The following is a 15,117-nucleotide window of genomic DNA, read 5'->3' as shown; positions in this document are numbered from 1 at the left end:
GCACGCAGCCTTTAAATGTCTTAGCTGAAGTTGAGCAGCTGGTTCGCCGACTGCTCGTTCTGGTCGGCGTTCTGCAAGAGCTTCGTCTGCATCTGGAACTGCCGGGCGTTGGTGATCATCGAAACCATCGCGGCCACCGGATTGACGTTGCTGCCTTCGAGCGATTCCGTCGCGATCTGGACCGACTGGTCCGCGTCGGCCGGATTGCCGTCGCCGGTGTGAAACAGACCGTCGTCGCCGCGCGTGAGCGAGCCCGCGGGCGGGTTCACGAACTTGATCTGGTCGATCATGGCGATGGCGCTCGCGGGGCTGCCCGGCGCGATCGCCGAGACCGTGCCGTCCGAGCCGATCGTGACCGCCGAACCCGGCGGCACCGCGATCGGGCCGCCGCCGCCGATCACCTGCAGGTTGTTGGCCGTGACGAGCTGGCCGTTTTCGTCGACGTGCAGGTTGCCCGCGCGCGTGTACGCTTCGTTACCGTCGGCGGTCTGCACGGCGATGAAGCCGTTGCCCTGCACCGCGATATCGAGCGGATTGCCGGTGCGCGAGATCGCACCGGGCGTCATGTCGGAGCCAGGCGTCGCCGAGAGCACGAAGGTGCGCGTGGTCGAGTCGTTGACGGTCGAGCCGTCGCCGAACGACATCGGCACGGAGCGGAAATTCGCGAGCTGCGCGCGAAAGCCCGTGGTCGAGACGTTCGCCAGGTTGTTCGCGACGACGGCTTGCTGCTCGAGCGCCTGGCTCGCGCCCGTCATCGCGGTATAGATCAGTCGGTCCATGATGTGCCCGGTGCGTTAATGGCGTGGCGCGCTTACATCTGCAGCAGCGTCTGGTCGACGGTCTGCTGCGTCTTGATGGTTTGTGCGTTCGCCTGATAGTTGCGCTGTGCCGTGATCAGGTCGACGAGCTGGTTCGTCAGGTCGACGTTCGACGACTCCACCGCGCCGCCCGTGAGCGAGCCGTGGTTCGTGCTGCCCGGCACCGACACCTGCGCGACGCCCGAAGCCGAGGTCGCCGCGAACTGGTTGCCGCCGAGATTCTGCAGGCCGTTCGGGTTGTTGAAGTTCGCGAGCACGATCTGGCCGAGCGTCATCGTCTGGCCGTTCGAGTAGTTGCCCGTGATCGAGCCGTCGGCGCCGATCGAGAAGTTCGACAGCGTGCCGCTCGGGTAGCCGTCCTGGTCCAGATTGTTCACGCCGTTGGCGCTGCCGTACTGCGTCGAGCCGGTGACGTCGAGCGTGATCTTCTGGTTGGTCGCCGAGCCGTCGGTCGGGTTGATCGTCAGCGAGAGCTCGCCGAGCGTGGTCGCGAGGCCCGCGGAGTCGGTCGTGCCCGTCAGGTTGCCCGACGAGTCGTACGTCATCGAGCCGACCAGCGAGGCGTTGCCCGTGGTGCCCGCGTAGACGTCCCACTGGCCGCTCGTCGCGTTCTTCACGAAGTACATGTTGACCTGCTGCTTGCCGCCGAGCGAGTCGTACGCCGTGACCGAGGTCGAGTAGTTGTACGTGTTCGAGTCCGTTTCGGAGAACGGCGTGGCGGTCGGCGTGGTCGACTGCGCGTTCAGGTTGACCTGCGCGGTGATCTTGCTGGTCGTGACCGGCGCGATGTTGGTCGTCGGGACCTGGATCGGCACCGTCTGCGCCGTGTTGACGACGCCCGTGCTGTCGGCTGCGTAGCCCATCAGGTCGTTGCCGGCCGCGTCGACGATGTAGCCGCTCTTGTTGAGCTGGAACACGCCGTTACGCGAGTACGTGATCGTGCCGTTGTTCGACATCTGGAAGAAGCCGTTGCCGTTGATGGCGACGTCGAGCGCCTGGCCGGTCGTGGTGATCGTGCCCTGCGAGAAGTTCTGCTGCACTTCGGAGAGCGCCGCGCCGAGACCGATCTGCGTGTTGACCGAGGTCGCGATGGTGTTCGCGTAGACGTTCGCGAACTGCGCCGTGCTCTGCTTGAAGCCGACCGTGTTGGCGTTGGCGATGTTGTTGCCGATCACGTCGAGGTCGTTCGACGAAGCGGCGAGTCCGCTCAAACCTTGCTGATAGCCCATGAGTTTCTACTCCGCTTTGTCGTTTAAAGAATGCCGGCCACGTTCGAAAGCGCGACCGTCTTGCCGTTGGCGAGCGACAGGCTCGCGGTGCCGTCCTGCTGCTGGATGACGGCCTGGACCTTGCTCGCCACGAGCGCGGTGGCCGTGGCGGCCTGACCGTTGATCGTCGCGCTGGCCGTGACCGTGTAGTCGCCGTCGGCGACCGTGGCGCCCGACGCGTCCGTGCCGTTCCACGTGATCGGCACCGTGCCGGCCGACTGCGCGCCGAGGTCGAGCGTGTTGACGACCTTGCCCGCGGAGTTCGTGATCGTGAGCTTGACGTCCGAAGCCGCCGACGTGAGCTGCACGCCGAGCTGCGGCGCCGAGCCGCTCGACACCGTCGCGGTCGTGCCCGAAGCCAGCACGGTCGAGCCGATCAGCAGCGCGGCCTGGGCGTTCTGGCCCGCCGACAGCTGCGTCGACAGCGACGTCAGCGAGGTGTTCAGGTTCGCGATGCCCGAGACCGTGTTGATCTGGGCGAGCTGCGAGGTCATCTGCGAGCTGTCCATCGGATCGGTCGGATCCTGGTTCTTGAGCTGCGCGACGAGCAGTTGCAGGAAGGTGTTCTGCAGATCGCTGCCGCTGGTGCCGCTCGTGCTGCTCGACGACGACGTCGACGACGTGCCGTTCATGGTGTCGAGCAGGGACTGCGACACGGTGGCGGAGCTGCCGCCGATGGTGGTGCTGCTGGAAGTCAACGCGTTCTCCTCGGATACGCCCGGCTAAACTGGGTAGCGTGTGGTCTGTGGTGTAGTCTCGTGCCGCGTTTCGCCGCGGCCCCGGACGCCTGTTCAGGGGTCTTCTTTACGTGCCCGAATTACGGGGCGCTTCAAGTGCCGCTTCAAGTGCCGCTTCAAGTGCCGATGGTGAGGGTCTTGAGCATCAGCGTCTTCGCGGTGTTCAGCGTCTCGATGTTGGCCTGATACGAGCGCGACGCCGAGATCATGTTCACCATCTCCTGCACCGGGTCCACGTTCGGCATCGTCACGTAGCCTTCCGCGTTGGCGGCGGGATTGTCCGGGTCGTAGCTCTGCTTCATCGGCGTCGGGTCGTCGATCACGCCCGTCACCTTCACGCCGCCCACCTGCTGGCCGGACGCGCTGCGCGCGCCGCCGAGCGGATCGACCGCGAACACCACCTGCTTGGCCTTGTAGGGCTGGCCGTCGGGGCCGGTCGTGCTGTCCGCGTTGGCGAGGTTGGACGCCGTCACGTTCAGGCGCTGCGATTCCGCCGACATGGCGGACCCGGCAACGCTGAAGATATTCATCAGGGATGGCATGGTTTCGGTGACCTCACAAAATGCTGCTGTGTGTTCTTACTTGGCGTGCGGCTGGTGGCTTGCGAGCCCGGGTTACGAGCCCGACTGGATCGCCGAGAGCATCGTCTTGATCTGGCTCGACAGCACGGTCATGCCCGACTCGAAGTGCAGCGCGTTGTCCGCGAACTGCACGCGTTCGGTGTCGAGGTCGACCGTGTTGCCGTCGAGCGCGGGCTGCGTCGGGTTGCGGTACATCACCGCGCTCGAATACGCCTCGGTCGGGCCGCCCGTCGCGACCAGCTTCGCGTTGCCGGGCATATGGCCCGCTTCGGTCGACGCCATCGACATGCCGGTCGTCACGCCCGCGGGCTGCGCCATCACGAGCGGCTGGAAGTTGCCCGCCGCGCCGCCGCCCGACGTGCCCGCTCCAGCCTGGCGCAGCGCGCCGGCGAGCGAGGACGAGAAGTCGACGTCGCGCGCCTGGTAGCCAGGCGTGTCCGCGTTCGCGATGTTCGACGAGATCAGCGCCTGGCGCGTCGCGCGCACATCGAGCGCTTCGCGTCCGAAGGCGAATTCGGCATCGAGTTTGTCCAGCATCGGGCGTTCTCCGTTACACGAAATGAAAGGCTGCGCCGGGCATGCAACACGCATCCGTCCGGTGGATCGGCCGCGCAGGCCTTTTCGCATGGAGAGGAATAGTAGGCGGGTGACGCAAGAACCAATCGGACGAATAGCCGGTAAAGCCCCCCTCTATTCGACGTTAGCGAGCGGGGAGCGACGCCTAGAATGCGATGCGTGTCAATGCAATGGATGGAGAACGACGATGCCGCAGACTGCCCACCCGAACGCGCGACGCGCGACGGCGCACCGGCACGCGCGCGGCCGTTCGCAGCGCCTCGCGGCCGCCACGGCGGCTTTGCTGGGCGCGATGAGTGCGATCAGCGCAATGACCTTCGCGACGGCGGCGCGGGCGCAGAGCGATGCGTCGGCTTCGTCGGGGGCATCCGGCCAGCAGATCTATATCGCCGGTCCCGGCGACCGCGCGGGCTCCGATGCCGCGAAGATGAGCGCGATGCTCGCGCAGCCCGCCAGGGCCGCCGATCCGGCCGCCAACGCGAAGGCTTACGCCGACCGCGCCGCGCTGCTCACGCGCAATAACGCCGGGTCGAGCGCGCAAGCGCGCGCCGAAGCCGAGGCGCAGCAGCCCGGCATGATCACGATTCCCGGCGCGGGCGAGCGCGGCAATGCCGCCGCGCAGAACGACGCGCCCACCATCGTCACGGTCGGCGCATCGGGCGCCGCGAGCACGCCGCAACGCGCGGTCGCGCCCGTGGTCGTGCAGGCCGCGCCGCGCGTCGTGCAGCCGAATGTTCCAGCGGTCAATGCCAACGCAACGAACACCTACGCGAATACCAGCGCGAATACCAACGCAAACACCCGCGCCAACGGCGCGATCATGCGCGCGAGCTACGCGCCGCGCGCCGCCGTCAACGCGAACGGCAACGCCGCCGCGATGAACGCCGCCGCGCAGGCGCAGGCGCAAGCCGCGCAAGTGCCCCCGGGTCAGGAAGACGGCGAGCGCATCCGCGCCACCGCGCTCGCGTTTCTGCAGCAGCAGTCGGCGGGCTTGCCGGGCAAGGTCAACGTGACGGTCGGGACGGTGTTCCCGCGCGGCCTCGCGGCCTGCGCCGCGCTCGAACCGTTCATGCCGCCGGGCGCGCGCATGTGGGGCCGCACGACCGTCGGCGTGCGCTGTGTCGGCGCGAAGCCGTGGACGCTCTACGTGGTCGGCCGCGTCGCGGTCGACGTCACCTATTACGTGGCCGCGCGCCAGATCAACGCCGGCGAGGCGCTGTCCGCCGCCGACTACGTGCCGCGCGACGGCGACCTCGCGAGCCTGCCGCAGACCATCATCACCGATCCCGATCAGGCCAACGGCGCGGTCGCGCTCATGCGCATCACGCAAGGCCTGCCGCTGCGCTCCGACATGCTGCGCAGCGCCTCGTCGGTGGTCATCGGCCAGACGGTCAAGGTGATCGCCGTGGGCACGAATTTCACGATTTCCTCTGAAGGCAGCGTGCTCAACAACGCCGCGCCCGGCCAGATGGTGCGCGTGCGCACGCCCAACGGGCAAATCATCAGCGGCGTCGTCAAGGACGCGTCCACCGTGCAGATCCAGATTTAGGGTCGAAATCGCGATCGGAAAGGTGAAAAACGGGACCTCCGGCCATGTGCGCCAGCACACGTAACAGCATGTAACGTCGGGATATTTGCGCTAAAGTTCGCGCCGCGCCCGCCGTTATCAAAGGCATACGGATCAGGAAGCCCCATCGTGAACATCGACACCTCCAATCGCAACGACGCGCGTCCGCTGCAAGACGGCCTGGCGCGTACCGGCCAAGGCGATACCGCGAGCGCGATTGGCGCCAGCAACACGGCGTCCGCCAGCAGCACGCCGGCCGCGAACACCGCGACGGCAGGCAGCACGCGCGGCGACGCCAACGTGAGCCTTTCCTCGCTTTCCTCGACGCTGCGCTCGGCGCCGTCGAACGATAGCGCCGACATCGACATGGATCACGTCCAGTCGATCAAGGACGCTATCAAGAACGGCACGCTGCAGATCGACACCGGCAAGATCGCCGATGGCATTCTCGACACGGCGCGCGGCCTGATCAAGCAGCCGGCAACGGGCAACTGATCGCCGGCGCCGGCCCGCAACCCGCTTTGACTGGTGGTACCGATGAAAGACGCCCTGCTCGCCACACTGATCGACGAACACGCCGCTGTTGAGGCCTTCGCGTCGCTGCTCGCCTTCGAGGAGAAGGCGCTCACGTCGACCGACGGCATGGACTCGCTGCCGCAGATCGTCGAGCAGAAGACGACGCTGACGCAGCGCCTCGCCGGTCTCGAAAAGGTGCGCGACGCGCAGCTGGCCGGTCTCGGCCTGCCGGGCGGCCGCAAGGGCATCGAGCTGGCCTGCGACGGCGACACGCGTCTCGCGGGCCAATGGGCGCTGCTCAAGGGCTCGACCGAGCGCGCACGCCGCCAGAACCTCACCATCGGCATGATGATCCGCACGCGCATGGAACATAACCGTCGCGCACTCGCGATCCTGCGCGGCGAGACCAATACGGGCGCGTCGATGCTGTACGGCCCCGACGGCAGACTGCCTGCGTTCGGCCTCTGAGCCTGGATGGATTCGCGCGGCACGACGCTGCGCGAAGCGACGAAAAAAGCCGAAGCGGTCTGCTTCGGCTTTTTTGTTTTCGGGCTGCCGTGCGGCGTGCGCTGCGCGCCTTCGCGCCTTCACTCTTTCACGCGCCCGTCATTCACGCGCCCATAAAAAAACCGGAGCGCTTTCGCACTCCGGCTCTTACCTCTCTGAACTACGCCGCCGTCAATTCTCGGTGCCGGCCCAGGACATCTCGCGCAGACGCGTACGCAGACGCGCCACCGCCTGGCTGTGCAGCTGGCACACGCGCGACTCGCTGACTTCCATCACCGCGCCTATCTCGCGCAGGTTCATGCCGCGCTCGTAGTAGAGCGACATGAGCAGCTTCTCGCGCTCGGGCAGACGCTCGATCGCTTCGACCAGCGCGCCGCGCAGGCTGTCGTCGAGCAGCGCCGACAGCGGATCCGAATGATCGACGCAATAGCGGTCGAGGAACGGCTCGTCCTCGGCGGAACGGTCGAAGTCTTCGTAATAGATCAGCTGGCTGCCATGCAGATCCTGGAGCATCGACTGATACTCGTCGAGCGGCATGCTCAGATGGTCGGCGATCTCGGTTTCGCTCGCCGAGCGTCCGAGCCGCTGCTCCACCTGATGCACGGCGCTCTCCACCTCGCGCGAGGTGCGGCGCAGGCTGCGCGGCAGCCAGTCGTTGCTGCGCAGCTCGTCGAGCATCGCGCCGCGAATCCGCTGGCTCGCGTAAGTCTCGAACTGCGCGCCCTGGTCTTCCTTGTAGCGGTTGGCCGCATCCATCAGACCGATCATGCCGGCCTGGATGAGGTCGTCCAGATCCACGCTCGCGGGCATCTTCGCCACGAGCTGCAGACCCAGACGCCTGACCAGCGGCGCGTATTTCGCGAGGACATCGGCCTGCGAAATTTTTCCTTGAGCGTTATACATCATGCTCTCCTGCTTCTCTTTTCCCTTGCTGCACCTGTCGTCCGCCGCACGTCATGCGTGCTGCGGCGCGGGGCGCTGCACGGGCGGGTCCGCCCGCCATCCGGCGTGGGCCGGCGCGGGCGCGGATGGGACGCCTGTGACGGTCGAAACGAATGATTCGGTTGTTTGTGCTGCCTGCGCGCCTGCCGCCTGTGCGCTCGCCAGCGCCGAAACGGCGGCGGCGGCCACGCCGGCGGGCGCGGTCCCGACGATCGGCGCGCGCGCTGCGCCCGCCGTGCCGGTCTGTCCTGCCGATACCGATGCCGACGCATTCGCCGACACCGCAGCGGAAGCCGCCGCCGCGCTCGCGCGCGCCGCCTTGACCTCGGCGTCGGACGACGCCACCGCTTCGGCGAAATCCGCCGCCGTGGTCGAGCGCGCCGACAACGCCGGACGCATCGGCCAGTGCGGCAGCTCGGCGGCCACGTGGCGGAAATCACGCGCGGCGGCCGTCGAGGGGAACGCATCGACGATGCAGCGCGACAGTTGCACCGCGCGCGGCATGTGCGGATCGGCGGCCACGCAACCGGCGTTCTCGAGCGAGACCGTCAGGTAGCGGCTGGCCACGCCCGCGAGGTTGTCGAACGCGGCATGCGCGTCGGTCGCGCTCGCGACATGGTTCGCGAGCACGCGGAACTGGCCGATCGCATGCGCGAAATGCAGCCGCTTCATGCATGCGTAGGCATCGGTGATCGCCTGCGCGGCGACGCGCATGACGATCAGCACGTCGTGCGCATGCATCGCGAGCGGCGAGAGCGCGCCTTCGGCGTCGAGCTCGGCATCGATGAGCACGATGTCGGCCGGACCGGTCAGCACCTTGTTCAGCTGCGCGCTGGTGTACTGCGAGCGGTGCTCGCGCGAGGCGGCCAGCACGCGGAAGCCGAGCGCGTGACGCCCTGCGGCTTCGTCGAGCCCCATCTCGCCGCGCATCACCGCCGCGAAGTTGCCCGCGCCGCGCACGCCGCCGAGCAGCGCGCTGACCGAGCGCTGCCCGAGACATTCGTCGATGACGAGCACGTCCTTGCCATGGCCGGTCAGCGCCGCCGCAAGATTGATCACGGCGGTCGTGCGTCCCGGCGCGCCGGGTCCACCCGTCACCGCGATCACGCGCGAACCTTCGCGCGCAAGCAGGCGCCGCAGGCCCTCGGCCTGATCGATCACGAACTTATCCAAACCGGACCTCGGGTGCTTGCGCGTTCGAACGGTTCGACAGCGCGGAGAGCAATGCAGGAATGTCGTCCTCGTGCGGCACGAACGGCGAGCGGTCGCGCGGCACGCAGAAGGCGCTGCGAATCAGGAAGCGGCGCGTGGCCACGTACAGGTTCTCGGGCACCTTCTGGCCCGTCGAGACGTAATGCACCGGCAGCTTGTAGCGCAGGACCGTGTCGAGCGTGCTGCCGAGGTTGGTCGCCTCGTCGAGCTTGGTGAGAATGCAGCCGGTGAGCGGCGAATTGTCCGGGCCGCTCTGGTAGGCCTGCACGACTTCGTTGAGCGTGTCGCCGTGGTTGGTCGCCGAGAGCAGCAGGAGGCGGCGGACCGGACGGCCCGCGCCGCACAGCATGGCGATCTGGTCGGCCACGGCGCGGTCGCGCTGGCTCATGCCGATCGTGTCGATCAGCACGATGTGCTTGTTCTTGAGTTCGGTGAGCGCGAGTTGCAGATCCGCGCCGTCGCGCACCGCGTGCACGGAAACGCCGAGGATCTTGCCGAAGATGCGCAGCTGCTCGTGGCCGCCGATACGGTAGCTGTCGGTCGTGAGCAGCGCGACCTTGCTGGCGCCGAAGCGCATCACGCAGCGCGCGGCGAGCTTGGCCGTGGTCGTGGTCTTGCCGACGCCCGTCGGGCCCATCAGCGCGAACACGCCGCCGCGCTCCATCAGCGCTTCCTCGTCCTCCAGCACCGGCAGGTTCGATTCGAGCACCGACTGCATCCATTCCATGCCGGCTTCTTCGGTCTCCACGTCCGGCAGGCGCTCGATCATCATCTTGACGAGCTGCGCCGAGAAACCGGCCGCGAACAGCTGCTTGGTGAGCGCGCCCTGCACCGGGCTGCGGCGCTGGCGCTCGCCCCAGAGCAGGCCCGCGAACTGTTCTTCCATCATGCCGCGCATGGAGGCCAGTTCGTTCATCACGGTTTCGTTGACGACCTGCTCGATGCGCGCGCGAATCGCTTCGCTGACGTTCGCCGCCGTGGTCGCGGACTTCGCGCCGTCTTCGTCGGGCCACGGACCGGCGGCGTCGGCGCTCTGGCCGATGCTGCGGGCCGCACGGCGCGCCGCGACGTGAGCCGCCTTGAGCGCCCACTCGGGCTGCGTGGCGTCGACGTCGGCCGGATGCACGGGATCGGCGGTCGTGCCGAAGCCGCGCGCCATCGCGGCGGCGGGCGTCAGACCCGGCGCGCGCGTGTCCTGGCCGTTCTGCTGGTTGGCGATGCGGCGCGCGTGGTCGATCAGCCAGGGATTCGTCTCGGCCATCGTGCGCGGCGCGTTCGATTCGAGGAACGACTGCGGGAACGACTGCGAAACCGCCTGTTCGAGCAGCGACGCGGCATCGCGCGCCGAAGCCTGGCTTGCGGGCGCGGCCTTCAGCGTGCCGAACGGCTGCGTGGCGTGTTGCGATTGCATCGACTGCATGGCCTGCGCGGTCGGCGGCATCGTCGACTGCTGCGCGTGCTGGCCGGCGGCGGCGCGCGACGCGGCGAACGGCTGCGCTGAGCTTTCGGGCGTGTCGTTCGGCGCGGTCTTGGCTTGAATCGATTGGGCGAGCGAGACGCCGGCGTCGTCGCCGTTATCGGCGTCGGCGTGGTCGTCGGCGGCTGCGGCCGTCGGGTCCGCGCCCACTTCCGGGCTCGCGCCGAACACCGACGAAAACACGTCCGGCATGCCGCTCGCGTAGGGATTGCCCGCCGAAGCCGTCGGTGCCGATGAAGTCGACGAAGCCGAAGGCAGCGCCGGACGCGAAGGCTTTTGCGCGAGACCCAGCGCCGCCTGCAACTGCGAGCCTTGCTGCGAACCGCCGAAGGGCAAACCGCCGAACGCCGCGCTCAGGGGCGAGCCAGCCGCAGCCTCGGCGGGCGCGATGGCCGCGAGGTCGCTGTCGGCGAGCGCGACGATCTCGACGCTACCGTCGTCGAGCGTGCGGTTCGACAGCACGACGGCGTCCGCACCGAGCGCTTCGCGCACGAGGCGCAAAGCGTCGCGGCTGTTGCCACCGATGAATTTGCGAATGTTCAAGCTAAGCCCCTGATTGAGGTGAGCGGCCTGGCGCCGCCGGTCGATTGCTGTGGAGCGCTGCGGGCCGCGCGCCGCGCATGCCCTTCTCCGATGTTGGAATTATTTCGAAGGTGAGCCCTTCACGATCGGTGGATCAGGACGGGGAAATGTGGGTAATTCGGGGGATGGGGCGCGCGCACGGTGCCGGGCGGCGGCGCGCGGATCGAACGGCGCATGGCGCGGCAAGGCGTGGGACGCTCGTGGCCTGGGTTGCGCGGCGCGTAGTCGCGGCGCGGCCGTATCGACCAAATAAGCGACTAACCAGTTGACCTATAATCAGGTCGATTGATCGGTGTCACTGGGCGCCGAAGTCGCTTTGTTCGCCGCGCAAGAGGAGTCCGTACGATGGAAAGCATTCTGGCAAGAGCATCGATAGGCATCAGCGAGCTGAAGATGAATCCCATGGCTGCAATCGAGAAAGCCGACGGCCCCGTCGCCATCCTGAACCGCAACAAGCCGGTGGCTTACCTGATCCCCGCGAGCGAGTGGGAGGCCATCTGCGACCGGCTCGAAGACGTCGAGCTGGCCGAACTCGTCCAGTCGCGCAGCGGCGACGAAATCGTGAGCGTCAAACTTGAAGACCTATGACTCGAAGCCCTACGAGCTGAAGTTTTTCAGGTCCGCGCTCAAGGAATGGGAGCATCTCGACGCCACCGTGCGTGAGCAATTCCGCAAGAAACTCGCGGAACGCCTGCGCGCGCCGCACGTGGAATCGGCGCGTCTCGCCGGCCTGCCCGATTGCTACAAGATCAAGCTCGTGGCGTCGGGTTACCGGCTTGTTTATCGCGTGATCGAGGGCGAACTCGTCGTGCTCGTGATTGCCGTCGGCAGGCGCGAGGCGCGCGAAGCGTATCGCAAGGCGCACACGCGTCTGCGCTGAAACACCGCGTCCGAATGCAAAAAAGCCCGCCGGAACCTCCCAGCGGGCTTTCAAAAAATCCACCGCAACTCAGCCTCAGTTCGTGCCCACCACGTTCACCACGCGCACGTTGCGCGTATCCGGCACTTCGGCGTACGAGAGCACCTTGAGCTGCGGCAGGCTGCGGCGCAGGAAGCGCGAGAGCATCGGACGCAGCGCATGCTGCACCAGCAGCACCGGCGAGAGCCCCATCGCCTGCTGACGCTGCATCGCCGCTTCGGTCTGCGTGAGCAGCGTGTGCGCGAGGCCCGGCTCCAGGCCCGGATTCGGGCCCGAGGTCAGCGTCTGCGAGAGCACGCGTTCCAGATTCGCGTCGAGCCCCATCACCTGCATGTCGCCGCTGCCCGGGAACCACTGCTGCGTGATCGCCCGGCCCAGCGAGATGCGCACCGCCGCCGTGAGATCGTGCGCGTCGGACAGGCGCGGCGTGTGCTCCGAAAGCGACTCCATGATCGTGCGCATGTCGCGAATCGGCACGCCTTCTTCGAGCAGGTTTTGCAGCACCTTCTGCAGCGTCGTGACCGACATCACCTTCGGCACGAGGTCGTCGACGAGCGAAGGCGTGTCCTTCTGCACGCGTTCGATCAGCGACTGCACTTCGCGGCGGCCAAGCAGTTCGGCGGCGTGCATCACCACGAGGTGATTCAGGTGGGTCGCCACCACCGTGCTCGAATCGACCACCGTGTAGCCGAACACCTGTGCCTGTTCGCGCATGTTCGAATCGATCCAGATCGCGGGCAGGCCGAACGCCGGATCGGTGGTCGGCATGCCCGGCAGCACCGCGCTCACCTGACCCGGATTGATCGCGAGCCACTGGCCCGGGAACGCCTCGCCGGTGCCCACTTCCACGCCCTTGAGCGCGATGCGGTAGGCGTTCGGACGCAGTTCGAGGTTGTCGCGAATATGGATGACCGGCGGCAAAAAGCCGATTTCCTGCGCGAACTTCTTGCGGATGCTCTTGATGCGCTTGAGCAGTTCGCCGTCGGTGTTGCGGTCGACGAGCGGAATGATGCGATAGCCCACTTCGAGGCCGAGCGTGTCGATGAGCGTGACGTCGTCCCAGCTCGCCTCCGTGTTCTCGACCGGCGCGACGGCGGCCGGCGCGATGTCCGCGAGCACGCTGCTCGCCTTCTTCGCCTCGGCGTTCTTCTTCAGCACGCGGCCGAGCTGGATCGCGCCCGCGCCCAGCAGCAAGAACGCGAAGTGCGGCATGCCGGGAATCAGGCCCATCATCAGGATGATCGAGCCCGTGATCATCAGCACGCGCGGGTTGGTGAACAGCTGGCCCGTGAGCTGCGTGCCGATGTCTTCGTTGGTCGCCACGCGCGAGACGATCACACCCGCGGCCGTCGAGATCACGAGCGACGGAATCTGCGCGACGAGGCCGTCACCGATGGTCAGCAGCGTGTAGGTCTCGCCCGCCGCCGCGAGCGGCATGCCGTGCTGCACCACGCCGACGATCAGGCCGCCGATGATGTTGATCGCCATGATCAGCAGACCGGCGATCGCATCGCCGCGCACGAACTTGCTCGCACCGTCCATCGAGCCGTAGAACTCGGCTTCCTGGGAGATTTCCGTACGGCGCTTGCGGGCGGCTTCTTCGTTGATGAGACCGGCGTTCAGGTCGGCGTCGATCGCCATCTGCTTGCCGGGCATCGCGTCGAGCGTGAAGCGCGCCGACACTTCCGCGATACGGCCCGCGCCCTTCGTGATCACCATAAAGTTGATCACCATCAGGATCACGAACACCACGATACCCACGGCGAAGTTGCCGCCGACGAGGAAGTGGCCGAACGACTCGATCACCTGGCCGGCCGCGCCGGGGCCGGTGTGGCCTTCGAGCAGCACGACGCGCGTCGACGCCACGTTCAGCGACAGGCGCAGCAGCGTGGAGAACAGCAGCACGCTCGGGAACGCCGCGAAATCGAGCGGTTTCATGGTGTACATGCTGACGAGCAGCACCATCACCGAGAGCGCGATGTTGAAGGTGAACAGCAGATCCAGCAGGAACGGCGGCAACGGCAGAATCATCATGCCGAGGATCATGCAGATCAGGATCGGCCCCGCCAGCGCGCGCAGATTCGTGCCTTGCAGCACCTCCGGGCGCCGCGCGAGGAAACCGGTGCGGGCGTTCATTCTGTTGCTCCTTCATTGCCGCCGCGCGCGGTATCGGCGCGGCCTGCGGGGTTCGATGCGGTGGTGTTGCCGTCGCGCGACGCGTCGGTGGCGCCTTCGGGCGAGAGCGCGTCGTCGGCTTCTTCGGCGGCGTCGTCGTCGCTGACGGGGCCCTTGTCGAGGTCCGCCGGCACGTCGAGATCGGTCGGCGCCATCGGCACGTCGCCGCCGTGTTCGCGGAAGCGCTTGAGCTGATAGACCCACGCGAGCACCTGTGCAACCGCGCCGTAGAGCGGGCCGGGAATCTCGCGATTGAGATCGACGTTGTGATAGAGCGCGCGAGCGAGCGGCGGCGCTTCGAGCAGCGGCACGTTGTGCTCGGTCGCCAGTTCGCGGATGCGCGCGGCCACGAGGTTCACGCCCTTGGCGATGACCTTCGGGGCGCGCATCTCGCCGTCGGTGTACTGGATCGCGACCGCGAAGTGGGTCGGGTTGGTGACCACCACGTCGGCCTTCGGAATCTGCGCCATCATGCGGCGGCGCGCCATCGCGCGCTGCTGCTGGCGAATCCGGCCCTTCACGTGCGGATCGCCTTCGTTCTCGCGATGCTCGCGCTTCACTTCTTCCTTCGTCATGCGCAGCTTGCGGTGATACGACCAGAGCTGATACGGCACGTCGATGGCGGCCACCACGAACATGCCCGCGACAGTCGTGCCGCAGCACACGGCGATCAGGTGGAAGGCGTCGGCGAACGCGCGCGGCGCGGGCTGCATCGCGAGGCCGAGAATCTCGTCGCGCCGGTTCCACACGGCCGAACCGCCGATCGCGCCGACCATGATCGTCTTCACGAGCGACATGCCGAGCTGGATCGGGCCGTTGATCGAGAAGATGCGGCCGAGGCCCGAGATCGGGTTCAGCCGGTCGAACTTCATTTCGAGCGACTTGGTGGAAAAGAGCCAGCCGCCGAGCGCCATCGGCGCGAGCAAGGCGGCCACGCCGGTCAGCGCGAGCACCGGGAACAGCGCGTAGAGGCCCTCGCGCGCGGCCACACCGGCGCCGATGAGCATGCGTCTGGTCTCGAATGCGTCGGCGTGGTTGAACGTCAGCGAGCCGCGCAGCATCGCCTGCAGATGCTCGCCGATGGTGCCCGAGAGCATCCAGATGCCGAAGAACCCCGCCGACAGCAGCGCGAACGTAGCCAGCTCCCGCGAACGCGCGACCTGCCCCTCCTCACGCGCCTTTTCGAGGCGCTTGGGAGTGGCTGATTCGGTTTTTTCGAGGTCGCTGTCCTCTGCCACGG

14 protein-coding genes and 1 pseudogene are annotated in these 15,117 nt (G+C 67.2%); 5 read left to right on the top strand and 10 right to left on the bottom strand.

All coding sequences use genetic code 11. The features are described 5' to 3' along the window. Positions 1 to 20 precede the first annotated feature (20 nt). From flgF to U4Y88_RS27350, 5 genes are all read right to left on the bottom strand, one after another. Positions 21 to 779 carry a flagellar basal-body rod protein FlgF gene (gene flgF / locus U4Y88_RS27370; RefSeq protein WP_224015667.1) on the bottom strand — a complete coding sequence of 253 codons (759 nt, stop codon included), beginning with the start codon at positions 777 to 779 and terminating at the stop codon, positions 21 to 23. A gap of 32 nt (positions 780 to 811) precedes the next feature. Beyond that, entirely contained in the window at positions 812 to 2,047 is a 1,236-nt protein-coding gene (flgE, locus tag U4Y88_RS27365) for a flagellar hook protein FlgE (RefSeq protein WP_224015664.1), read from the bottom strand. Between the two features lie 23 nt (positions 2,048 to 2,070). Next, the gene (locus U4Y88_RS27360) at positions 2,071 to 2,718 is read right to left on the bottom strand and encodes a flagellar hook assembly protein FlgD (RefSeq protein WP_321787689.1); all 648 of its coding nucleotides are present in this window, start codon (positions 2,716 to 2,718) and stop codon (positions 2,071 to 2,073) included. A 221-nt stretch (positions 2,719 to 2,939) separates the two neighbouring features. Then, complete coding sequence (gene flgC / locus U4Y88_RS27355) at positions 2,940 to 3,365, bottom strand: flagellar basal body rod protein FlgC (protein ID WP_224015663.1); 426 nt, start codon at positions 3,363 to 3,365, stop codon at positions 2,940 to 2,942. 72 nt (positions 3,366 to 3,437) lie between these two features. Beyond that, complete coding sequence (locus tag U4Y88_RS27350) at positions 3,438 to 3,941, bottom strand: flagellar basal body protein (protein ID WP_224015661.1); 504 nt, start codon at positions 3,939 to 3,941, stop codon at positions 3,438 to 3,440. Between the two features lie 226 nt (positions 3,942 to 4,167). Between U4Y88_RS27350 and flgA the strand changes: the two genes are divergently transcribed. The 3 genes from flgA (at position 4,168) to U4Y88_RS27335 (ending at position 6,531) form a co-directional block, all read left to right on the top strand. Further along, entirely contained in the window at positions 4,168 to 5,529 is a 1,362-nt protein-coding gene (gene flgA / locus U4Y88_RS27345) for a flagellar basal body P-ring formation chaperone FlgA (RefSeq protein WP_224015659.1), read from the top strand. A 147-nt stretch (positions 5,530 to 5,676) separates the two neighbouring features. After that, complete coding sequence (gene flgM, locus U4Y88_RS27340) at positions 5,677 to 6,042, top strand: flagellar biosynthesis anti-sigma factor FlgM (protein ID WP_321787614.1); 366 nt, start codon at positions 5,677 to 5,679, stop codon at positions 6,040 to 6,042. A 42-nt stretch (positions 6,043 to 6,084) separates the two neighbouring features. Then, a complete protein-coding gene (locus U4Y88_RS27335) occupies positions 6,085 to 6,531 on the top strand; it encodes a flagella synthesis protein FlgN (protein WP_224015655.1) in 447 nt (148 codons plus the stop codon). A 210-nt stretch (positions 6,532 to 6,741) separates the two neighbouring features. Here the strand turns inward: U4Y88_RS27335 and U4Y88_RS27330 are convergent, their stop codons facing one another. The 3 genes and pseudogenes from U4Y88_RS27330 to flhF all read right to left on the bottom strand — a co-directional run bounded on the left by U4Y88_RS27330 (position 6,742) and on the right by flhF (position 10,744). Further along, a complete protein-coding gene (locus tag U4Y88_RS27330) occupies positions 6,742 to 7,473 on the bottom strand; it encodes an RNA polymerase sigma factor FliA (RefSeq protein WP_065065662.1) in 732 nt (243 codons plus the stop codon). Positions 7,474 to 7,902: 429 nt separating this feature from the next. Further along, positions 7,903 to 8,685, bottom strand: a pseudogene (locus U4Y88_RS27325) (MinD/ParA family ATP-binding protein); the annotation flags it as partial. Continuing rightward, positions 8,678 to 10,744, bottom strand: a complete 2,067-nt coding sequence (gene flhF, locus U4Y88_RS27320) for a flagellar biosynthesis protein FlhF (protein ID WP_321787612.1) — start codon at positions 10,742 to 10,744, stop codon at positions 8,678 to 8,680. The gene flhF and the pseudogene U4Y88_RS27325, both read right to left, overlap by 8 nt. 384 nt (positions 10,745 to 11,128) lie before the next feature. On the opposite strand from flhF, the gene U4Y88_RS27315 reads away from it, so the two are divergent. Next, the gene (locus U4Y88_RS27315) at positions 11,129 to 11,371 is read left to right on the top strand and encodes a type II toxin-antitoxin system prevent-host-death family antitoxin (RefSeq protein WP_321787610.1); all 243 of its coding nucleotides are present in this window, start codon (positions 11,129 to 11,131) and stop codon (positions 11,369 to 11,371) included. After that, a complete protein-coding gene (locus U4Y88_RS27310) occupies positions 11,358 to 11,663 on the top strand; it encodes a type II toxin-antitoxin system RelE/ParE family toxin (RefSeq protein WP_321787608.1) in 306 nt (101 codons plus the stop codon). Before U4Y88_RS27315 ends, U4Y88_RS27310 begins: the two co-directional genes overlap by 14 nt. Positions 11,664 to 11,738: 75 nt before the next feature. Here the strand turns inward: U4Y88_RS27310 and flhA are convergent, their stop codons facing one another. Next, a complete protein-coding gene (gene flhA, locus U4Y88_RS27305) occupies positions 11,739 to 13,838 on the bottom strand; it encodes a flagellar biosynthesis protein FlhA (RefSeq protein ID WP_224015645.1) in 2,100 nt (699 codons plus the stop codon). Continuing rightward, positions 13,835 to 15,115 carry a flagellar biosynthesis protein FlhB gene (gene flhB, locus U4Y88_RS27300; RefSeq protein ID WP_321787606.1) on the bottom strand — a complete coding sequence of 427 codons (1,281 nt, stop codon included), beginning with the start codon at positions 15,113 to 15,115 and terminating at the stop codon, positions 13,835 to 13,837. The genes flhA and flhB overlap by 4 nt, the downstream gene beginning before the upstream one ends. Positions 15,116 to 15,117 lie beyond the last annotated feature (2 nt).

It is taken from the genome of Paraburkholderia sp. J94, from assembly GCF_905220285.1.
Lineage (GTDB): Bacteria > Pseudomonadota > Gammaproteobacteria > Burkholderiales > Burkholderiaceae > Paraburkholderia > Paraburkholderia tropica_A.
Note: the sequence above shows the minus strand (reverse complement) of the source record. Positions and strands in the feature narration are given on the sequence as shown.

Bases quoted from the DNA above. Each gene is read 5' to 3' on its own strand.
- flgE (WP_224015664.1), bottom strand. From the start codon at position 2,047: ATGGGCTATCAGCAAGGTTTGAGCGGACTCGCCGCTTCGTCGAACGAC.
- flhA (WP_224015645.1), bottom strand. From the start codon at position 13,838: ATGAACGCCCGCACCGGTTTCCTCGCGCGGCGCCCGGAGGTGCTGCAA.
- U4Y88_RS27330 (WP_065065662.1), bottom strand. From the start codon at position 7,473: ATGTATAACGCTCAAGGAAAAATTTCGCAGGCCGATGTCCTCGCGAAA.
- flgF (WP_224015667.1), bottom strand. From the start codon at position 779: ATGGACCGACTGATCTATACCGCGATGACGGGCGCGAGCCAGGCGCTC.
- flgC (WP_224015663.1), bottom strand. From the start codon at position 3,365: ATGCCATCCCTGATGAATATCTTCAGCGTTGCCGGGTCCGCCATGTCG.
- flgA (WP_224015659.1), top strand. From the start codon at position 4,168: ATGCCGCAGACTGCCCACCCGAACGCGCGACGCGCGACGGCGCACCGG.
- U4Y88_RS27360 (WP_321787689.1), bottom strand. From the start codon at position 2,718: ATGAACGGCACGTCGTCGACGTCGTCGTCGAGCAGCACGAGCGGCACC.
- U4Y88_RS27335 (WP_224015655.1), top strand. From the start codon at position 6,085: ATGAAAGACGCCCTGCTCGCCACACTGATCGACGAACACGCCGCTGTT.
- U4Y88_RS27315 (WP_321787610.1), top strand. From the start codon at position 11,129: ATGGAAAGCATTCTGGCAAGAGCATCGATAGGCATCAGCGAGCTGAAG.
- U4Y88_RS27350 (WP_224015661.1), bottom strand. From the start codon at position 3,941: ATGCTGGACAAACTCGATGCCGAATTCGCCTTCGGACGCGAAGCGCTC.